The organism is Saccharopolyspora sp. NPDC050642 (genome assembly GCF_040654735.1).
In the GTDB taxonomy this organism is placed as follows: domain Bacteria; phylum Actinomycetota; class Actinomycetes; order Mycobacteriales; family Pseudonocardiaceae; genus Saccharopolyspora; species Saccharopolyspora elongata.
Genome location: NZ_JBFAIN010000059.1, coordinates 26,143 through 41,769 on the forward strand (window position 1 = coordinate 26,143; position 15,627 = coordinate 41,769).

General features: G+C 65.0%; 14 protein-coding genes and 1 pseudogene. 14 read left to right on the plus strand and 1 reads right to left on the minus strand.

Going from position 1 to position 15,627, the window contains the following annotated elements; translation table 11 throughout:
* Positions 1–75 precede the first annotated feature (75 nt).
* The 7 genes and pseudogenes from AB0H93_RS41935 (at position 76) to AB0H93_RS41965 (ending at position 5,213) form a co-directional block, all read left to right on the plus strand.
* Positions 76–678 (plus strand): hypothetical protein, encoded by a 603-nt coding sequence (locus AB0H93_RS41935; protein ID WP_358581976.1) that lies wholly within the window; start codon positions 76–78, stop codon positions 676–678.
* 5 nt (positions 679–683) lie between these two features.
* Positions 684–767: pseudogene (locus tag AB0H93_RS41940) on the plus strand (RpiB/LacA/LacB family sugar-phosphate isomerase); the annotation flags it as partial.
* 149 nt (positions 768–916) lie between these two features.
* Entirely contained in the window at positions 917–1,564 is a 648-nt protein-coding gene (locus tag AB0H93_RS41945) for a non-oxidative hydroxyarylic acid decarboxylases subunit B (protein ID WP_358581979.1), read from the plus strand.
* Positions 1,554–2,975 (plus strand): non-oxidative hydroxyarylic acid decarboxylases subunit C, encoded by a 1,422-nt coding sequence (locus AB0H93_RS41950; RefSeq protein ID WP_358581982.1) that lies wholly within the window; start codon positions 1,554–1,556, stop codon positions 2,973–2,975. Before AB0H93_RS41945 ends, AB0H93_RS41950 begins: the two co-directional genes overlap by 11 nt.
* A 26-nt stretch (positions 2,976–3,001) precedes the next feature.
* Entirely contained in the window at positions 3,002–3,247 is a 246-nt protein-coding gene (locus tag AB0H93_RS41955; protein WP_358581984.1) for a non-oxidative hydroxyarylic acid decarboxylases subunit D, read from the plus strand.
* 64 nt (positions 3,248–3,311) lie between these two features.
* Positions 3,312–3,590 carry a hypothetical protein gene (locus tag AB0H93_RS41960; protein ID WP_358581987.1) on the plus strand — a complete coding sequence of 93 codons (279 nt, stop codon included), beginning with the start codon at positions 3,312–3,314 and terminating at the stop codon, positions 3,588–3,590.
* 234 nt (positions 3,591–3,824) lie between these two features.
* Positions 3,825–5,213, plus strand: coding sequence for a hypothetical protein (locus tag AB0H93_RS41965; RefSeq protein ID WP_358581990.1), 1,389 nt, complete (start codon positions 3,825–3,827; stop codon positions 5,211–5,213).
* A gap of 292 nt (positions 5,214–5,505) precedes the next feature.
* Here AB0H93_RS41965 and AB0H93_RS41970 read toward each other — a convergent pair whose 3' ends face one another.
* Entirely contained in the window at positions 5,506–7,140 is a 1,635-nt protein-coding gene (locus AB0H93_RS41970; RefSeq protein ID WP_358581993.1) for a flavin monoamine oxidase family protein, read from the minus strand.
* A gap of 248 nt (positions 7,141–7,388) precedes the next feature.
* Between AB0H93_RS41970 and AB0H93_RS41975 the strand changes: the two genes are divergently transcribed.
* The 7 genes from AB0H93_RS41975 to AB0H93_RS42005 all read left to right on the plus strand — a co-directional run bounded on the left by AB0H93_RS41975 (position 7,389) and on the right by AB0H93_RS42005 (position 15,411).
* Positions 7,389–8,447 carry an SDR family oxidoreductase gene (locus tag AB0H93_RS41975; RefSeq protein WP_358581996.1) on the plus strand — a complete coding sequence of 353 codons (1,059 nt, stop codon included), beginning with the start codon at positions 7,389–7,391 and terminating at the stop codon, positions 8,445–8,447.
* The gene (locus tag AB0H93_RS41980) at positions 8,444–9,727 is read left to right on the plus strand and encodes an aminotransferase class III-fold pyridoxal phosphate-dependent enzyme (protein ID WP_358581999.1); all 1,284 of its coding nucleotides are present in this window, start codon (positions 8,444–8,446) and stop codon (positions 9,725–9,727) included. The genes AB0H93_RS41975 and AB0H93_RS41980 overlap by 4 nt, the downstream gene beginning before the upstream one ends.
* A 1-nt stretch (position 9,728) precedes the next feature.
* Positions 9,729–10,226 carry an SRPBCC family protein gene (locus tag AB0H93_RS41985; RefSeq protein WP_358582002.1) on the plus strand — a complete coding sequence of 166 codons (498 nt, stop codon included), beginning with the start codon at positions 9,729–9,731 and terminating at the stop codon, positions 10,224–10,226.
* Positions 10,227–10,955: 729 nt separating this feature from the next.
* Positions 10,956–11,978, plus strand: coding sequence for a beta-ketoacyl-ACP synthase III (locus tag AB0H93_RS41990; protein WP_358582005.1), 1,023 nt, complete (start codon positions 10,956–10,958; stop codon positions 11,976–11,978).
* Positions 11,979–12,010: 32 nt separating this feature from the next.
* A complete protein-coding gene (locus tag AB0H93_RS41995) occupies positions 12,011–12,250 on the plus strand; it encodes an acyl carrier protein (RefSeq protein ID WP_358582007.1) in 240 nt (79 codons plus the stop codon).
* Positions 12,250–13,473, plus strand: coding sequence for a beta-ketoacyl-[acyl-carrier-protein] synthase family protein (locus AB0H93_RS42000; protein ID WP_358582009.1), 1,224 nt, complete (start codon positions 12,250–12,252; stop codon positions 13,471–13,473). Before AB0H93_RS41995 ends, AB0H93_RS42000 begins: the two co-directional genes overlap by 1 nt.
* Positions 13,474–13,512: 39 nt before the next feature.
* Positions 13,513–15,411, plus strand: a complete 1,899-nt coding sequence (locus AB0H93_RS42005; RefSeq protein WP_358582011.1) for an acyl-CoA dehydrogenase — start codon at positions 13,513–13,515, stop codon at positions 15,409–15,411.
* Positions 15,412–15,627: the final 216 nt, after the last annotated feature.

A 15,627-nucleotide genomic window follows, 5' to 3' on the forward strand; every position in this document is an offset into this window, starting at 1 on the left:
GTCGTCTGGCCACCACTACCTCGTTCGCCATACCGCAAAATTCGCGCTACGTAAAGGAAAAGAGGTCCTCGTTCAATGCAGGACTACCTAACGGAGCAGATACGGACTCTCAGCACCCGGCTTCGTGATACGGACAGCTTCACCGAAACCGTTGCCCACTGGCTGAACAGCCGGGTCGACTACGTCTCGTTGTGCCACGAGTACTGCCTCGTCACGCCCGAACATGCTGCGGCATTGGATGTTTCGGCAGGCAGCAAGGTGTTACATCGACGCGGGTATCTCGAATCGGAATCGACCGGCTTTCGGCAGCGGGTGGCCGAGGTACGAGCCGTCGTGGTCGAGGACCGACTGCACCCGGATGCCCGACAATCGTTGGAGTCCAAGAAGGTCCCGCTCGGCAAGATCCTAAGTCGCCACGGGATGCGGCGGCACACCCATGACATCACCCGCGTCTCAACTGTCGATGCCAACGGCCGACAGGTACTGCGCGTGGCGGCGACTGTCACGATGGCCGGTGAGCTGGTCGCGGCCGTCGACGAGATCGTCTATCTCCAACTGTTCAAGCCCGGGCCGTCGCAATGCGACACCGCGGACGATGCCCTGGTCGTCGACAGACTGCCGAACGCCCGAAGGTCACAGGAATCGCCTATTTCCCGGAGGCCGGCACATCACGCGTGACCGAACTGGTCGCCGAGGGCAAGGCAGACCGCGCACTGCTGGTGTGCGGCACCGGGCTGGGGGTGGCGATCTGCGCGAACAAGGGTCCACAGCATATAGCCGGACGTGCCCGAGCCGCACCTACCGTGGAATGCGGCGGGGCGGTGAGAACCCGGTCCGGAACCAAGCGGTGGCCTACCACGATGACCGAAACATTCCTTGCCTGACCGGCCGATGAGCAGCAGAGGAGCCGCACACTATGCGACTGATTGTGGGCATGACAGGGGCAACGGGTGCGGTGTTCGGCGTCCGCCTGCTGGAGGCCCTGCGCGAGCTGCCCGAGGTGGAGACCCACTTGGTGCTCTCGAAGTGGGCGCGGCCCACTCTCGAGCTGGAGACCGGCCTGTCGGTGCGCGAAGTCACCGACCTCGCCGATGCCGCCCACAGCCCCGAAGACCAGGGGGCGTGCATTTCCTCCGGCTCCTTCCGCACCGACGGAATGATCATCGCGCCGTGCTCGATGAAGACCCTGGCCGGTATCCGGGCCGGCTACGCCGACGGGCTGATCGGCCGCGCCGCGGACGTGGTCCTCAAGGAACGCCGCAAGCTGGTGCTGGTCCCGCGTGAGACCCCGCTGAGCGAAATCCACCTGGAGAACATGCTGGCGCTGACGCGCCTTGGAGCGCAGATGGTGCCGCCCATGCCTGCCTTCTACAACCACCCGGAATCCGTGGACGACATCGTCGACCACATCACCGCGCGGGTGCTGGATCAGTTCGACCTGCCGACGCCGAACGCCCGGCGGTGGGTCGGCATCCGTGCGGCACGGGAGCAGCGTTTCCCGCAGAAGCTGCCCGCGCCGCGGTCCCTCGCTTTGAACGAACAAGGAGAGTCCCATGCCGTATGACGACCTGCGGAGCTTCCTGCAAACCCTCGACAAAGAGGGCCAACTGCTGCACATCGCCGACGAGGTGATGCCCGAACCCGACATCGCCGCGGCCGCCAACGCCGCCCCTCGCCTAGGCGCCGCCGCCCCGGCCCTGTACTTCGACAACGTCAAGGGCTTCACCAATGCCCGGATCGCGATGAACGTGCACGGCTCCTGGGCCAACCACGCCCTGGCGTTGGACATGGATAAGAACAGCGGACCCAAGGACCAGGTGGACGAGTTCATCCGCCGCTGGGCGAACTTCCCGGTCAAGGCCGAGTACCGGGACAATCCGCCGTGGGCGCAGAACACGGTGGAAGGCGACGAGATCAACATCTTCGACGTCCTGCCGCTGATCCGCCTCAACGACGGGGACGGCGGTTTCTACATCGACAAAGCCGCGGTCGTCTCCAAGGACCCGGACGACCCGACCTCGACGGACAAGCAGAACGTCGGTATCTACCGGATCCAGGTCAAGGGCAGGCGCAAGCTCGCTCTCCAGCCCGTCCCCATGCACGACATCGCGCAGCACCTGCGCAAGGCCGAGGAACGTGGCGAGGACCTGCCGATCGCGATCACCCTGGGCAATGACCCGGTGATCTCCATCGTCGCCTCCACGCCGATGGAATACGACCAGAACGAGTACGAGCTGGCCGGCGCACTGCGCGGTGAACCCGCCCCGATCGCCCGCTCGCCGAAGAACAACCTGCCCGTGCCGTGGGGCAGCGAGATCGTCATCGAAGGCGTCATCGAGGGCCGCAAGCGCGAGATCGAGGGCCCGTTCGGCGAGTTCACCGGCCACTACTCCGGTGGGCGCAACATGACGGTGATCCGGATCGACCAGATCTCCTACCGCACCGACCCGGTCTTCGAGCATCTCTATCTCGGCATGCCATGGACCGAGATCGACTACCTGATGGCCGCCAACACCTGCGTGCCGCTCTACACGCAGCTCAAGAAGGATTTCCCCGAGGTCCAGGCGGTCAACGCGACCTACACCCACGGCCTGGTTGTGATCGTGTCCACCAAGAAGCGCTATGGCGGATTCGCCAAGGCCGTCGGCATGCGCGTGCTGACCACCCCGCACGGACTCGGCTACGCCGCCACCGTGATCGTGGTGGACGCGGAAGTGGACCCCTTCAACCTGCCGCAGGTGATGTGGGCGCTGTCGACCAAGATGAATCCGGCCGGTGACCTGGTCGTCGTCCCGAAACTGCCGGTACTCGGACTGGCCCCGCAAGCCGACACACCGGGCATTGTGGACAAGCTCATCATCGACGCCACCACCCCCGTCGCGCCCGACACGCGCGGCAACTACGGCAACCAAGTCCTGGACCTGCCCGAGATGGGGGAGTGGCTCACCAAGCTCCAGTCGCTCGCCGCCCGCTGACCCACCAGTCGAAAGGACGACCTGCCGTGGCCCCACAAGAAACCGTCTGCCCGCGCTGCGCCCACGAGACCGTCGACAAGCTCTACAGCTCGCCGGTCCCCGGCGTCTGGGACGTGCTGCAATGCCAGCAGTGCCTCTACAGCTGGCGCACCAGCGAACCTGCCCGTCGCACCAGTCGCGACGCCTACCCCGACAGTTTCAAGATGACGCTCGAGGACATCAAGGCAGCCCGCGAGGTCCCCACCATTCCTCCGCTGCGCTCCGCGTCCTGACGCCAGAGCCGTCACCATCCGCGGGAACCGGGTTCCCGCGGACCGTTTCCTAGGAGGCTGCGAGATGACACCCGAGCCACATGACACCCTGATGTGGGAGGCCCGAACTCAGCCCGGACGCCGGGACGAACTGCTCGCCTGGGTGGAACAGACCGCGGTGCTCGCTCTGCTCGCCGAACCCGGCTGCCTCGACGCCAGTACCTACCTGGGCGGCGAGGACCGGGTCGTGGTCATCGCTCACACCACCGGCACCGTGCCCCGCCTGCCGGACCCGCCCGACGGGCTGCTGCTACGCGCCGTACACCAATGGCCCTTCCGCAAACACGCCTTCTATCGCAAGTGACGACCCGGCAAAGTCGTTTGGCCCTGAGTAAAGGACGGGCACGGCTCTTGTTGATCAGGTGAGTGTCCAGGTCCCGTGATCGCGTGAGAGAGGCCCGCGATGATGTCATTGACAAGGACTGCCATGCACGTGGATTCCTTATGTTCCCAGCCAGCCGGACCGATCTCACCGGGTGTCATCAAGAAAGTTGGCGAGTGGACGCTCGAACGTCTACCAGAAGCCACGAAACGGGCGTTGGATGACGACTCCGTGCCCTCCGCGTTCCTCGCCGAGATCGATTCGGTGGTGCTCACCGACCTCCCGGACGTGGTGGACCTCACCCAGATGGAGGCTCGACGCCTCCTGGTTGATCTGGGTTTCTGCGGTAGCGCCGTCGCCAGGGTCGCGACGGAAAGCGGTCACGACGTCGCCCACCTGCTCGGCACGCTTGGTGTAGGTGCGCACCGACGCACTTTCCGCGACTACTACGCGGATCTCGCGACGCGATCGGGCGTGGGTCACCCACCACGGCAGACGTTCGTGTCCACAATCACCTGGAACGCACCAACGATCGAAGTCCGGGTGGACGATACCGTCGCCGCGACCTTGCCGAGCGTGTTCGACGACCAGCGGACAAGGACGTGGACCGGAACCTCTGATGAGGCAAGCCTGTGGCTCCTGTTCAAGAAGTGCGCCGGTCTCGGTGCGGTCGCCAACGTAGCACTCGCGCCCGTGGTCTTCGGCGACCTCCCGGTCGACTCCCCTGACGCGCCGGGCAGGCTCGCTGTGGCTACGGCGGCGATGGAGGAGATGCAGGATCAGATGCGGATCTTCAGCATGGCCGGCAACCGCGCCGGGGGTATGTCCGCGGACGTCTTCATATATGGAATCCGCCAGTTCGGTGTCCCCTGGGAGGACGGTGCAGAGGCGCCGAGCGGTCCCCACGAGGCCGAGTGGATCAAGCGGGACGTAATGCTCGGGCTCAGGAGCCCGAACTACCTCGCGGACGTTCGCCGCAGGTATCCGATGCTGCTGGAGCCGGACGTTCACGCCATTGAGAAGGCGATCGGACAGCCGTCGCTGGCGGAAAAGTTACGCGTGGCATGGCGATCTGACCTGCGCGACGAGGTTGACGCGGCAACCAAGGCGAGGCTGGCCGCCACCACCTTGGCCGCCCGGTCGCTGTGGCGCGCGACCGGCCGGTGCTCGTCCGCACACCTCGGCTTGGCGCGGAAGTTCCTGTTCAGCCACCTCCGCAAGCAGGCACGCACGTCCACGTCCCCGACCGCGGTGTCCAACGATTCGGGCATCACCGGGATGACCGAGCAGGACGTCGTACGCCTGGCCGAGCAGCGTCTGCGCGGCGTGTTCGACGACATCCTCCGGCACGTCGACCCGAAAAGCTTGGTGGCGGCCGAAGCTGAACTCGGTCGGCGTCCGAGCCCCGCCTGTACCCTGGTCGTTCCCGGGATCGATGCCGGCCGAGTCCGAGATCTCCCAAACCGTCGATGCGGCGAGCGGACGTCCGAGTCCGGCCAGTTCGCCTTGGATCCTTCTGTGCCCCCACCGCGGGTACGCGGGCCAGGCGAGGATCGTTGCGGGTTGGATGGGGAAGATGTCGTGCCAGCGGCGGCGGGGGAGTAGCGAGGACAGGGCGGCGAACCAGAAACGGTCCGTTAGCTTGTACCGGACTTGACCGGTGATTTGGCGGCGGAGGGCGGTCGTTCTCATGCCGAAGCACGAGCTGTTCAGCGTCCTTGGCGCTGTCCTTGGCGAAGTAGCCCACCCGCCGGCCGCTGACCAACAGCGGTATCCGCGCTGGTTAGAACCCAAAACGTTGCTTGCACCGCCAGATGTACGGCTACCCCTCGTAGTCGTGGTAGTCGTCGTAGTCGTCGTTGTGTACTTCGGCGGCGAGCCGGTCGCCGGCGACATGTCACAGCGAGCTTGTTACTTCCTTCGCGACGCGTTCGCCGGATCTGATCGCGCCGTCCATGTAGCCGTTCCAGATGGTCGCGGTTTCCGTGCCGGCCCAGTGGATTTGGCCGACAGGCGCGCGTAGTGCTATACCGAAGTCGAGCCAGGTGCCCGGTGTGAACACGCCGCCGTAGCCGCCGCGGGTCCATTCTTCTTCCAGCCAGTTCTTCTCGATGTATTCGAGCGGATCAGCGGCTTGTTCGCCGAAGTACCGGGCGAAACATTCGATCACGTCTCTGCGTCGCTGTGTCGCGGACATCTGATCGGCCTGGCGTCCTTGTTCACCTTCGATGAAGCCAAGCAGCACGCCCACATTCGCATCCGGCGGTGAATTGTCGAACGTGGTTCGCACGAGCCCCGTGTCGCTGGTCGCTTGTCCGGCCAGACCGGCGGCGCGCCAGAACGGGGTCGGATAAACGCATTGCACCTTGATCACGCTGCCCATCGGGATGCGTTGCGTGAGCTGGTCACGGGTTCCTGGCAGCGGTGGCGTGTACCGGATTCGGGCGGCTAGCGCGGGCGGCGCGGTCACGACACAGCGTTTGGCGCGCACGCTGAAGGTGTCGCCGTGCACACTGACGCCTGCGGGGTCCTGGTCGATTCTGGTTACAGGTGCGTTCAGGAGGACGCGGGGACCGAGTTCGCGTGCCATTTCAAGCGAGATGCGTTGCGATCCACCGACGATACGGGATTCCTGGGCTCCGTCGGAGGTGCGTACCAGCCGGTCGAGTCCGCCTGCGGAGGCGATGTAGAAAAGCACGTGAAGCAGCGACACGTCACGAGGCTCGACCGAGAGGACCGCGTTGATCACCAACGATATCAGCGATTTCGCGCCCGGCTGGGCAAGATGATGATTCATCCAGTCTTCAAAAGTCTGGCCATCCAGGGTACGTGCGTCATCCGCGGTCCAGGGCGCGTCGAGTGGAACTCGCTGTGCCATCCTGTCGAGTTCCTGGATCGCGGCGGCGGCTTCTGCCGCGCCCACCGGGTCGCTGGGCGGAATCCGGTTCAGTCCGAGGTTCAGCGGATCCGTCGGGAACACGTGGCCGTACCGGGTCAGTTTCCCGTTGTGGTAGTCGGCGTAATCGCCGGCGTCGTAGGTCTTGAACGTTTCCAGGCCGAGCTGCTGGATGAGACCGAGCACCCGGTCCTGTGTCGGCCCCACCCACTGGCCGCCGACCTCCACGATTGTGCCCGGATTGGCTCCCGGCGCAGTCACGGCCTGATTGACGGTACGGCCGCCGACACGGTCGCGTGCTTCGACCACGAGTACCTCGCACCCCGCGGCGACCAGCTCGCGAGCGGCGGTAAGCCCCGCCAATCCCGCACCGACGACAACGACCTGGGTCTCGCTCCGCCCAGCGGCGGGAGTCGACTGTGCGAGGGCACGCGGCGCACCAGGCGCGATCAGCACCCCGGTACCAGCCGCGGCCACACCGGACAGCAAACCACGACGTGTGAACCGATTCATGTCCTCTTCCGTACCGCTCGCCTGGGCTATGAACATCTGGCTGTTGCCAAGGTGACCGAGCCTCCGGATCCGCATCGTGGTGGCCGACGACTTGCTGTTGACAGTAGTTCCGAATTCAACCATGACGAGATGCGATAGCTCCAGAGCTGATCAGGAGTCTTGCCTATGCGAGCCAGGACATGATGGGCAACCGGGCACGCGTCGCGCTTCCCCGGTTGCGGCGGCGCCGTCTCTCACGCCACGGTATTGCCGTCACGCCTGGCGCACACGACCCGACGCTGCAGTGAGTCGGGTTGGCAACGTAGCACCGTTGCGCGGTTCATTGCCCTTGACGCAGGTGTGGACCAACACGGCGATTCGAGGAGACCGGCATGTCGCAACCCAAGTTCGTGCTGCTGACTGGCGCCTCTGGCGTGGTCGGTACGGCATTGCGCCCGGCGCTGGCTCACCACAGGGTTATCAGCCTGACTCATCGTGCCAAAATCGACTCCGAGTCGGTGATCGGCGATGTGACCCAACCGTTCCTGGGGCTCGATGAGCTCACATACCAGATGCTTGCGTCCAATGTGGATACCGTGGTGCACTGCGCGGCGAAGACCGACTTCGGCGCCGGAGCCGACGCCGCGCACCAGCTCAACGTCGTCGGCACGAAGCGAGTCCTGGAGTTCGCTGCTGCCGCGCAGGCCCGTGTCATCTACGTGAGCACCGCATTCGTGACCCGTAGCAAACTCACCCGGTCGGCACAGGGATTGATGTCCGAGGGGGCGGCTCGCCCCGAAAATTACCTCGACTCCAAGCTAGAAGCCGAGGAGCTGCTTCGCGGCTCGGAAGTCCCAGTGGTGATCGCCCGCCCCTCGGTGGTGGTCGGTGATTCGGTGACCGGCGCCATGGCCAATTTCCAGGGCGTCCACATGGTCGCCGCAGGCATCCTCAGGAGCAGGTTTCCGCTTCTTCCGTTCGCAACTGAAGAGCTGGTGGACGTCATACCGCAGGACCTTCTCGCTGCAGGGCTGCGGGCGTTGGTGGACGCGGATGTGCGTGGCGGCGAGTACTGGTTGACCGCGGGGCCCCACGCGCTGACCTCCAGGCGGTTCGTCGACCAATGCGTGGCCGTGGCCGAGGAATCGGGCATCGATGTCACGCCGCCGCGGTTGGTATCGCCGGACATGGTGGATCGGTTGATCCGCCCGGTGTTGACCGATGTTCTTCCTCCGGCCGCACGCAAGCAGTTTGACGACCTGCTGGCCATGGCCGCTTTGTTCGCCGGTGCCGAGTCGTTCCCGACCTCCTTCGGCGCCCTTCCCGGTGACCCGGCAGCGTTGACGCTGCCCTCGGCAGAGTGGTTCGAGTCTGCCTTCCGCACGTCAGTGCGCTTTTTCGCCCATACCAAACGCCTTGTCCCCGCCGCAGCTGCCGGGGCGACGGTATGAGCGTTCATGGCATCCAGCACGCCGGTTCACGGCAGACGTCGGAACGCTACCGCCGCCACATCTCCCGTGGACGGGCCCGACTGGCCGACATGACCGGCGGGCTGACGGAAGTGTCCTCGCGTGGCAGCCGAGTTGTCGACGCTGATGGAAAGACGTACCTCAACTGCGGCGGATACGGCGTGTTCCTCCTCGGCCATGCCCACCCGTCCGTGGTAGGGGCGGTGGTGGAACAGGTTCACCGGCACCCGCTGACCACACGGCTAATGCTGGAGCCCACGGTCGCCAGTGCTGCCGAAACGCTCGCCGGCGTCGCCCCGGACGGGATGGACTACGTGCATTTCGTCAACTCCGGAGCCGAGGCCACCGAGGCCGCGATCAAGCTGGCACGTGCCCATGGGCATGCGCACCTCATCTCCGCGGTCGGCGGTTACCACGGCAAGACCACGGGTGCGCTCAGCATCACCGCCCGGGAGCTCTATCAGGCTCCGTTTCGGCCGTTGCTGCCCTCCGTTGACCACGTTCCCTTCGGCGACGCACAGGCGCTGGAAGAGGTATTGGCCGCAGCACCACCGGCCTGCGTGGTGGTGGAACCGGTGCAGGGAGAGGGCGGTGTCGTTGTTCCGCCGCCCGGATACCTGCGCGATGTCGCGCAGCTGTGCCGGAAGTATGGGGCGTTGTTCGTCCTGGATGAGGTGCAGACCGGACTGGGCCGGCTTGGTCACTGGTGGGGCGCGGACAGGGAGTCGGTCACTCCTGACATTCTACTGGTGGGCAAGAACCTTTCCGGGGGAGTCGTGCCCGTAGCGGCCATGGTCGCCACAGCAGAGGCGTATTCGCCGTTCAATCGCGACCCGTTCCTGCACACCTCGACATTCGCCGGGTCGCCGATCGCTGCTGCCGCCGCCGAGGCGGCGATCCGTGTGATCGTGGCGGAAAACCTCGTCACCAAGGCCAGCGAGTTGGGCGAGTACCTGCTCCAGGAGTTACGCCGAATCCTGTTGCACCACTGCGGTCACCTGATCACCGACGTGCGCGGGCTGGGTCTGCTGATCGGAGTGGAGCTGGTCAACGAGCAGGTCACGGGTGAACTGCTGATGGAACTGCTCGACCAGGGAGTGCTCGTCAACCATTCACTGAACGCGCATCGGGTGCTGCGCTTCACCCCGCCGGCGGTCCTGACTTCCGAGGACGTTCACTGGCTTCTTGAGGCGGTTACCCGAGCCGCGGAAACCCTCGCGCGCCGATGCCCACCCAACGCTGTTGTGGAAGGAACCCCCTGATATGCCGACTGTTACGGTCGAGTCGCTTGTGCCCGCCGCCATGGGGGCCGACGCTGACACTGTCTTCTCCGCGATCTGCGACGTCGAGCGCTTCGCCGATCAAACCGATGAGGTCCGCAGCGTTACCGTCACCGCAAGGCAAGACGGCACCCAGGATTCGGAATGGGCGGTCACGTTTCGCAACGGCATCCTGTGCTGGTCGGAACGAGAGCGGATCGACCACTCCGCAAGGACTATCACGTTCCGGCAACTCGACGGAGACTTTGAACGCTTCGACGGCGAGTGGGCGGTTGTCGAGTTCGGACCCGACACGATCGTCACGTTCACTGCGCACTTCGATCTCGGTATGCCGAGCCTGGCGGCGATCATCGATCCGATCGCGGAGGAGGCATTGCGCGCAAGCATCCAAGCCATCCTTCGCGGCCTGCTCGGCGAAGAACTGGTCTTCCTCGACACGACCTCCTACCCGGCCGCGTCCGATGCAGAAAGGCCGTCGTGAGGTCGCCGTCTTTGCCGTATTCTCCGCACTTTTCAAGTTTGACCACGGTTCGGGATCCGCTGTCTCGTTGCGCCCGGCCGAGCGAGCAGTCCGAGGAGGACGGTGCTGCGGCGATGCCGACCAACTAGCGCTGCCATGCGATGCGTTGCCGTTGGGGTTCCCGCGAGGGCCGATTTCGCGACGGCCGGCCCCCGCGGGATCTCCTCCTGCCGGGGGGGACGTGCGACAGAAGGAGGCAATCGGGCCACGTGCCACGAGCTGACCCGAGCAATACTGGCCGAGTCGCAGCAGTGGCAACAAGAGTTGTCCAGGCACCGTCGTCGGCCATTTCGGGCACCCACTTGGTGGATTTGGACAAAACCGTCAAAATGTGCGACGTCGGGTGGTCCGCGAAGATCTTCGCCCTGGGGTTTGGTCTCGCGCGGTTCCTGGAGGTCCACGCTGGTCGTCGGTGGCAGCGGTCCAGACCAGAGCCGCCGAGGCGCCGCGCTCACGGGTTCGCGTGCCGGACTGTACTTTCGTGCAGGGCAACGAGTATGAAAGTACCTACTTCGGTTCGGCGATAACACCCAAATTCATAGACTCTGAGTACCGGCTGGTCGTCGCGAACCGACGTCAGATATTGAGATGGTGTGGCACACATCCACCCCGCCTCACCGGCGCATGTTAAGAGCATGAAAACGCTCCATCGTCTCGTGCAGAAATCATTGAGCAACGGAGTTGGCCTGAATGACAGTCAGCGCTGTTATCGCGGGGTTGGGGGCATGGTTGCCTCCCGGGGTTGTCACGAATAACGATTTGTGCTCGAGGTTGGACACCTCCGAAGAGTGGATAGAGCGTCGCACGGGTATTTTGGAGCGTCGGGCCGTCTCGAACGGTATGGCGACGCTGGACTTGGCGGTGGAGGCCGGCGGTCGGGCGCTGAAAGCAGCCGGGGTTTCCGGGGTCGATGCGGTCGTCGTCGCGACGACCTCACCAGATCGGATCTGTCCGGCCGGGGCGCCGGAAGTGGCGTCCAGGCTTGGGCTGGGACCCATCGCAGCTTACGACCTGACCTCTGCATGCAGTGGCTTCGTCTATGGCCTTGCCACCTGCGCCGGACTCATTAGCGCCGGGATCGCAAAAAGCGTGCTTTTCATTGGTGCCGAAGCGTTCTCGACCTTCATCGACCCGGCGAATCGCGCCACTGCACCTATCTTCGGCGATGGAGCCGGGGCGGTGGTGCTGCGTTGCGGAAGCCCGGAGGAGCCGGGCGCGATCGGACCGTTCGACCTGGGAAGCGATGGCGCGCAAGCCGACCTGCTGGCCATCTGCGGTGGTGGCTCACGGCAGCGGTCCGCCACCGGGCTCGGTCACGGCGAGGTGCCGACCGAGGACTGGTATCTGTCGATGGCCGGCCGGGCGATCTATCAGCAGGCGATCACCCGGATGACCGAATCGTCACTTGCCGTGCTCGATCGTGCCGGCTGGTCGGTGACGGAGGTGGATCGCTTCGTTGGACACCAGGCCAACATCCGCATCCTCAACTCCGTCGCCCAACGGTTGGGTATCGCGCCGGAGCGGGCTTTGATCAACATCGATCGAGTCGGAAACACCCTGTCGGCGTCCATCCCGCTCGTCCTGGCCGGCGCCGCCGCCGGCGGCGACCTGCGCCCGGGGGACAGGGTGTTGATCACCGCATTCGGGGCAGGATTGTCGTGGGGTTCCACAGTCTTGGTGTGGCCGAGCATCTCGGTAGACAGTCCGCTGTGATTTTTTCGAGTTGAACCTAGAAGGAGACCGCGATGAGTGATTTGTACACCCGACTCGGCGAATTGCTGACGAGCAGTTTCGGTGTCGAGAAGCCGGATCTGAGGCTCGACGCCTCGCTCGACGATCTGGGCCTGGACTCATTGGCGCAGGTAGAACTGGGCGAATTGCTTGAGCAGCATTTCGGGGTTGAGGTCACCGATGCCGAGATGGAGGAAATGGCGACGTTGACCGACATCCTCGGAGCGTTGGAGAAAAAGGGAGTGACCGTCTGATGTCCGGATTCGCGGTGGCGGTCACCGGCCTCGGGCTCACCACGCCCGCGGGGATCGGCGTGGAGGAGAACTGGAACCGAGTCGCCGAAGGTTCTCCGATGGCAGCCACCGACCCTGAGCTGACCGGGCTCCAGGTCGATTTTTCCTGCCGCGTCCCGGGTTTCGACCCCGCCGCGAGTCTCGGCGAGCACAACGCCTGGCGGCTCGACCGTCACCAGCAGTTCGCCCTCGTCGCGGCGCGCGAAGCCGTTCGTGATGCGGGACTGTCCGAGGCGGACTGGGATGGCACCAGAGTGGGCGTTGTTCTCGGTAGCGGCGCGGGCGGAACTTCGACCATGGAAGCGCAGCAGACCAAGTTGCTGGACAGCGGCGCGGCCAAGGTCTCGGCGCTGACCCTTCCCATGGGTCTGTTGAACATGGCGGCAGGTCAACTGGCGATCGAGTTCGGGGCGCGCGGTCCGAATCTCACGATCTGCACCGCCTGTGCCTCCGGCACGAGCGCGATCGGCGTGGCACGGGACCTGATTCGCTCCGGCGCGGCCGACATCGTGATTGCCGGGGCGACGGAAGCGGCGGTGACACCGCTGTTCGTCGCCGCCTTCAGCCGGATGCGAGCACTTTCCAGGAAGAGCTCCGATCCACGCGCCGCGTCCCGGCCCTTCGATGCGGCGCGGGACGGCTTCGTGATCGCTGAGGGCGCCGCGGTCCTGATCCTGGAAAGCGAGCGCCATGCATTGGCCAGAGGCGCTCGGGTGCGCGGGCGGGTTATCGGCTACGGCGCGTCTGCCGACGGTCACCACGTGACGGCGCCCGATCCGGAGGGCAACGGGGCCGAACAGGCGCTTCGTGGTGCGTTGACCGACGCTGGTCTCACGGCGCGTGAGGTCCAGCACGTCAACGCCCACGGCACCTCCACGCCCCTCAACGATGTCGTCGAAAGCGCCACCATACGGCGGGTGCTCGGTGAGCACGTCGCAGTCAGCTCCACCAAGGGAGTGACCGGGCACGCGCTCGGTGCCGGCGGGGCGATCGAAGCGGCTTACGGGATCCTTTCCCTCCAACACGGGTGCATTCCTCCGACGGCCAACCTGGAAAACCCGGATCCGCAGATCGAACTCGATCTCGTATCCAAAACGGCACGTCCCTGCGCGCTTGAGATCGTACTGAGCAACTCCTTCGGCTTCGGGGGGCAGAACGCCGTGCTCGCCCTCGCAGCCTCGTAAACGATCAGCTCGCTCGTCGAGTGCTGAAAGGTACTGAGAATGACAAGCGTTACAACACAATACTTTCCGGCCGCTTCGGGAATCCGGGAGGCCGAGCCGGAAATCCGGGACGCAGCGGAGGACCTTGCCGCACTCGTCTACGACGGTAAGTTCGATAGTGTCCACGCCGATCTGCGGGCTGCGCTGGAAGATCCGATGTTCGACCCGCGCCACGGCCTGGCGCCGCTGGAGGCGGGCCGGTTGTCCTACGAACGGGCCCGGTTCCTCCACAGTCGCCTCGAACCGGCGGCTGAGTTGATGCGCGATCAGCTCCGGATGTTCGCGATCGGCGAATGGTCGTGCCTGATCGACACCACCACCCTTCCGATCCTGAACATCCACTACAACCTCTGCTTGGGGACGATCCTCCAACACGGTGCAGGGCGCGACGATCTCGCGGATTACATCGACGAACTCGGCAGCATGTCGTCGATCGGTCTGTTGATCGCCACCGAACTCGGCCACGGCAACAACATCGCGGCCTTGGAGACCGAGGCCGTCTACGACCACGCCAGTCGCGAGTTCGTGCTGAACACCCCGCACGCCCGCGCGCAGAAATTCATGCCGAACACGGGGATCTCCGACATCCCGAAGCTGGCAGTCGTGATGGCGCGGCTGAAGGTCGACGGGGCGGATCGTGGTGTTTTCCCTTTCATCGTCAGGATTTCCGACCGCAACGGCCTGTGCACAGGGGTGCACGTCACAAGGCTTCCGGAAAAACCGGGGTTCGCCCTGGACAACGCGGTGACGCGGTTCGACCACGTCCGGATTCCCCGCCGGAATTTGCTGACTGGAGACATGGGACAGCTTACCGACGATGGCGTGTTCCAAGGCGCCGTTGGTAGTAAGCGCAAGCAGGTCCTGCGCGCACTGGACCGGGTGAACCCGGGGCGTATCTGCCTGACTGGTGCGCTCATCTCGGCCGGCCGCGCCAGCGTGTACATCGCCGTGCGGTACGCGGAGCAGCGTTTGACGGCTGCGCCCGGTCGCGGGGAGGTGCCGATCCTCGCCTACCGCAGTCAGCAGATCGCGTTGTTCAGCGCGCTCGCGCAGGTCTACGCAATGACTTTTCTCGTCAACCACGTCAAGACGGAATACCTGTCCCGCCACAGCGGGAACGAGGCCGAGGTCGACCAGTTGATCTCGATCGCCAAGGCACTGTCGAGTTGGGAGATGTCCAGGGTCATCCACGTCTGCCGTGAGCGGTGTGGCGCCCAGGGCATGTTCTCGATCAACCGCATCGCGGATTACGTGCCGATGGCCCAAGGAGTGGTGACGGCTGAAGGCGACAACCTGCCACTTCTCGCCACCGTGGCCGCACAGATGCTCGCGCGCCGCAGCCGATCGGCAGGCAAGACGACACCATCCGATCCGGCAAGCAGGGACCTGCTGACAGGCACGTTCCAGCTCGATTTGCTGCAGTATCGGGAAGACAGCTTGCGGCGGGAAGCACGGCAGGCGATGACCGAGGAGACCCGCGGTGACGGCACGCTGTTCTCCGCCTGGAACCAGAACATGACCGCGGCCACATCCATGGCACGCACCCGTGGGGTGCGACTGGCACTGGAGCAATTCCTGACCGCCGTGGAAAACGCGGAAACCGAAGACGGCCGCACCGCCCTGCGGTTGCTGGCATGCCTCTACGGACTCCTCGAGGTCAACAGGGACAGCGGTTGGTATCTCGCCAGAAACGCGCTGACGGCCGAGCAGGTCGAACGACTCCCGCGCGAGATCGAATCGCTGTGCGAGCAGATCCTTCCGCATTCCCGGCTGCTGGTCGACGGGTTCAAACTAACGCCAGAACTCCTGCGGGCACCGATCGCAGATGATGACTACATCACGGCTGTCAGCAGGTTGGTCGGTCACGCTCTCCCGGCTCCGCGCACCGCAAACCGTTGACCTTCCCCGCATGGTTTCCACCGTTCTGGGCTCGTGAGTCTGTTGAGGCGTCATAGCACCGGACTCACGAGCCACTGACCCGCACCAACTCGGGAGCCCCGAGGGACCACCCAACACCGAACTTCCGGAGGATCCGATGACCGCAGTGGCCACCCGGCCGGAAACCGAGCAGGCGCAACGGGATCCGCGCGACCCCGACGTGCGGCTGGAGCAGCT

Excerpts from the sequence above, each read along its gene's own strand:
- AB0H93_RS41935 (WP_358581976.1), top strand. The coding sequence starts at position 76 with ATGCAGGACTACCTAACGGAGCAGATACGGACTCTCAGCACCCGGCTT.
- AB0H93_RS41945 (WP_358581979.1), top strand. The coding sequence starts at position 917 with ATGCGACTGATTGTGGGCATGACAGGGGCAACGGGTGCGGTGTTCGGC.
- AB0H93_RS41950 (WP_358581982.1), top strand. The coding sequence starts at position 1,554 with ATGCCGTATGACGACCTGCGGAGCTTCCTGCAAACCCTCGACAAAGAG.
- AB0H93_RS41960 (WP_358581987.1), top strand. The coding sequence starts at position 3,312 with ATGACACCCGAGCCACATGACACCCTGATGTGGGAGGCCCGAACTCAG.
- AB0H93_RS41970 (WP_358581993.1), bottom strand. The coding sequence starts at position 7,140 with ATGGTTGAATTCGGAACTACTGTCAACAGCAAGTCGTCGGCCACCACG.
- AB0H93_RS41975 (WP_358581996.1), top strand. The coding sequence starts at position 7,389 with ATGTCGCAACCCAAGTTCGTGCTGCTGACTGGCGCCTCTGGCGTGGTC.
- AB0H93_RS41980 (WP_358581999.1), top strand. The coding sequence starts at position 8,444 with ATGAGCGTTCATGGCATCCAGCACGCCGGTTCACGGCAGACGTCGGAA.
- AB0H93_RS41985 (WP_358582002.1), top strand. The coding sequence starts at position 9,729 with ATGCCGACTGTTACGGTCGAGTCGCTTGTGCCCGCCGCCATGGGGGCC.
- AB0H93_RS41990 (WP_358582005.1), top strand. The coding sequence starts at position 10,956 with ATGACAGTCAGCGCTGTTATCGCGGGGTTGGGGGCATGGTTGCCTCCC.
- AB0H93_RS41995 (WP_358582007.1), top strand. The coding sequence starts at position 12,011 with ATGAGTGATTTGTACACCCGACTCGGCGAATTGCTGACGAGCAGTTTC.
- AB0H93_RS42000 (WP_358582009.1), top strand. The coding sequence starts at position 12,250 with ATGTCCGGATTCGCGGTGGCGGTCACCGGCCTCGGGCTCACCACGCCC.
- AB0H93_RS42005 (WP_358582011.1), top strand. The coding sequence starts at position 13,513 with ATGACAAGCGTTACAACACAATACTTTCCGGCCGCTTCGGGAATCCGG.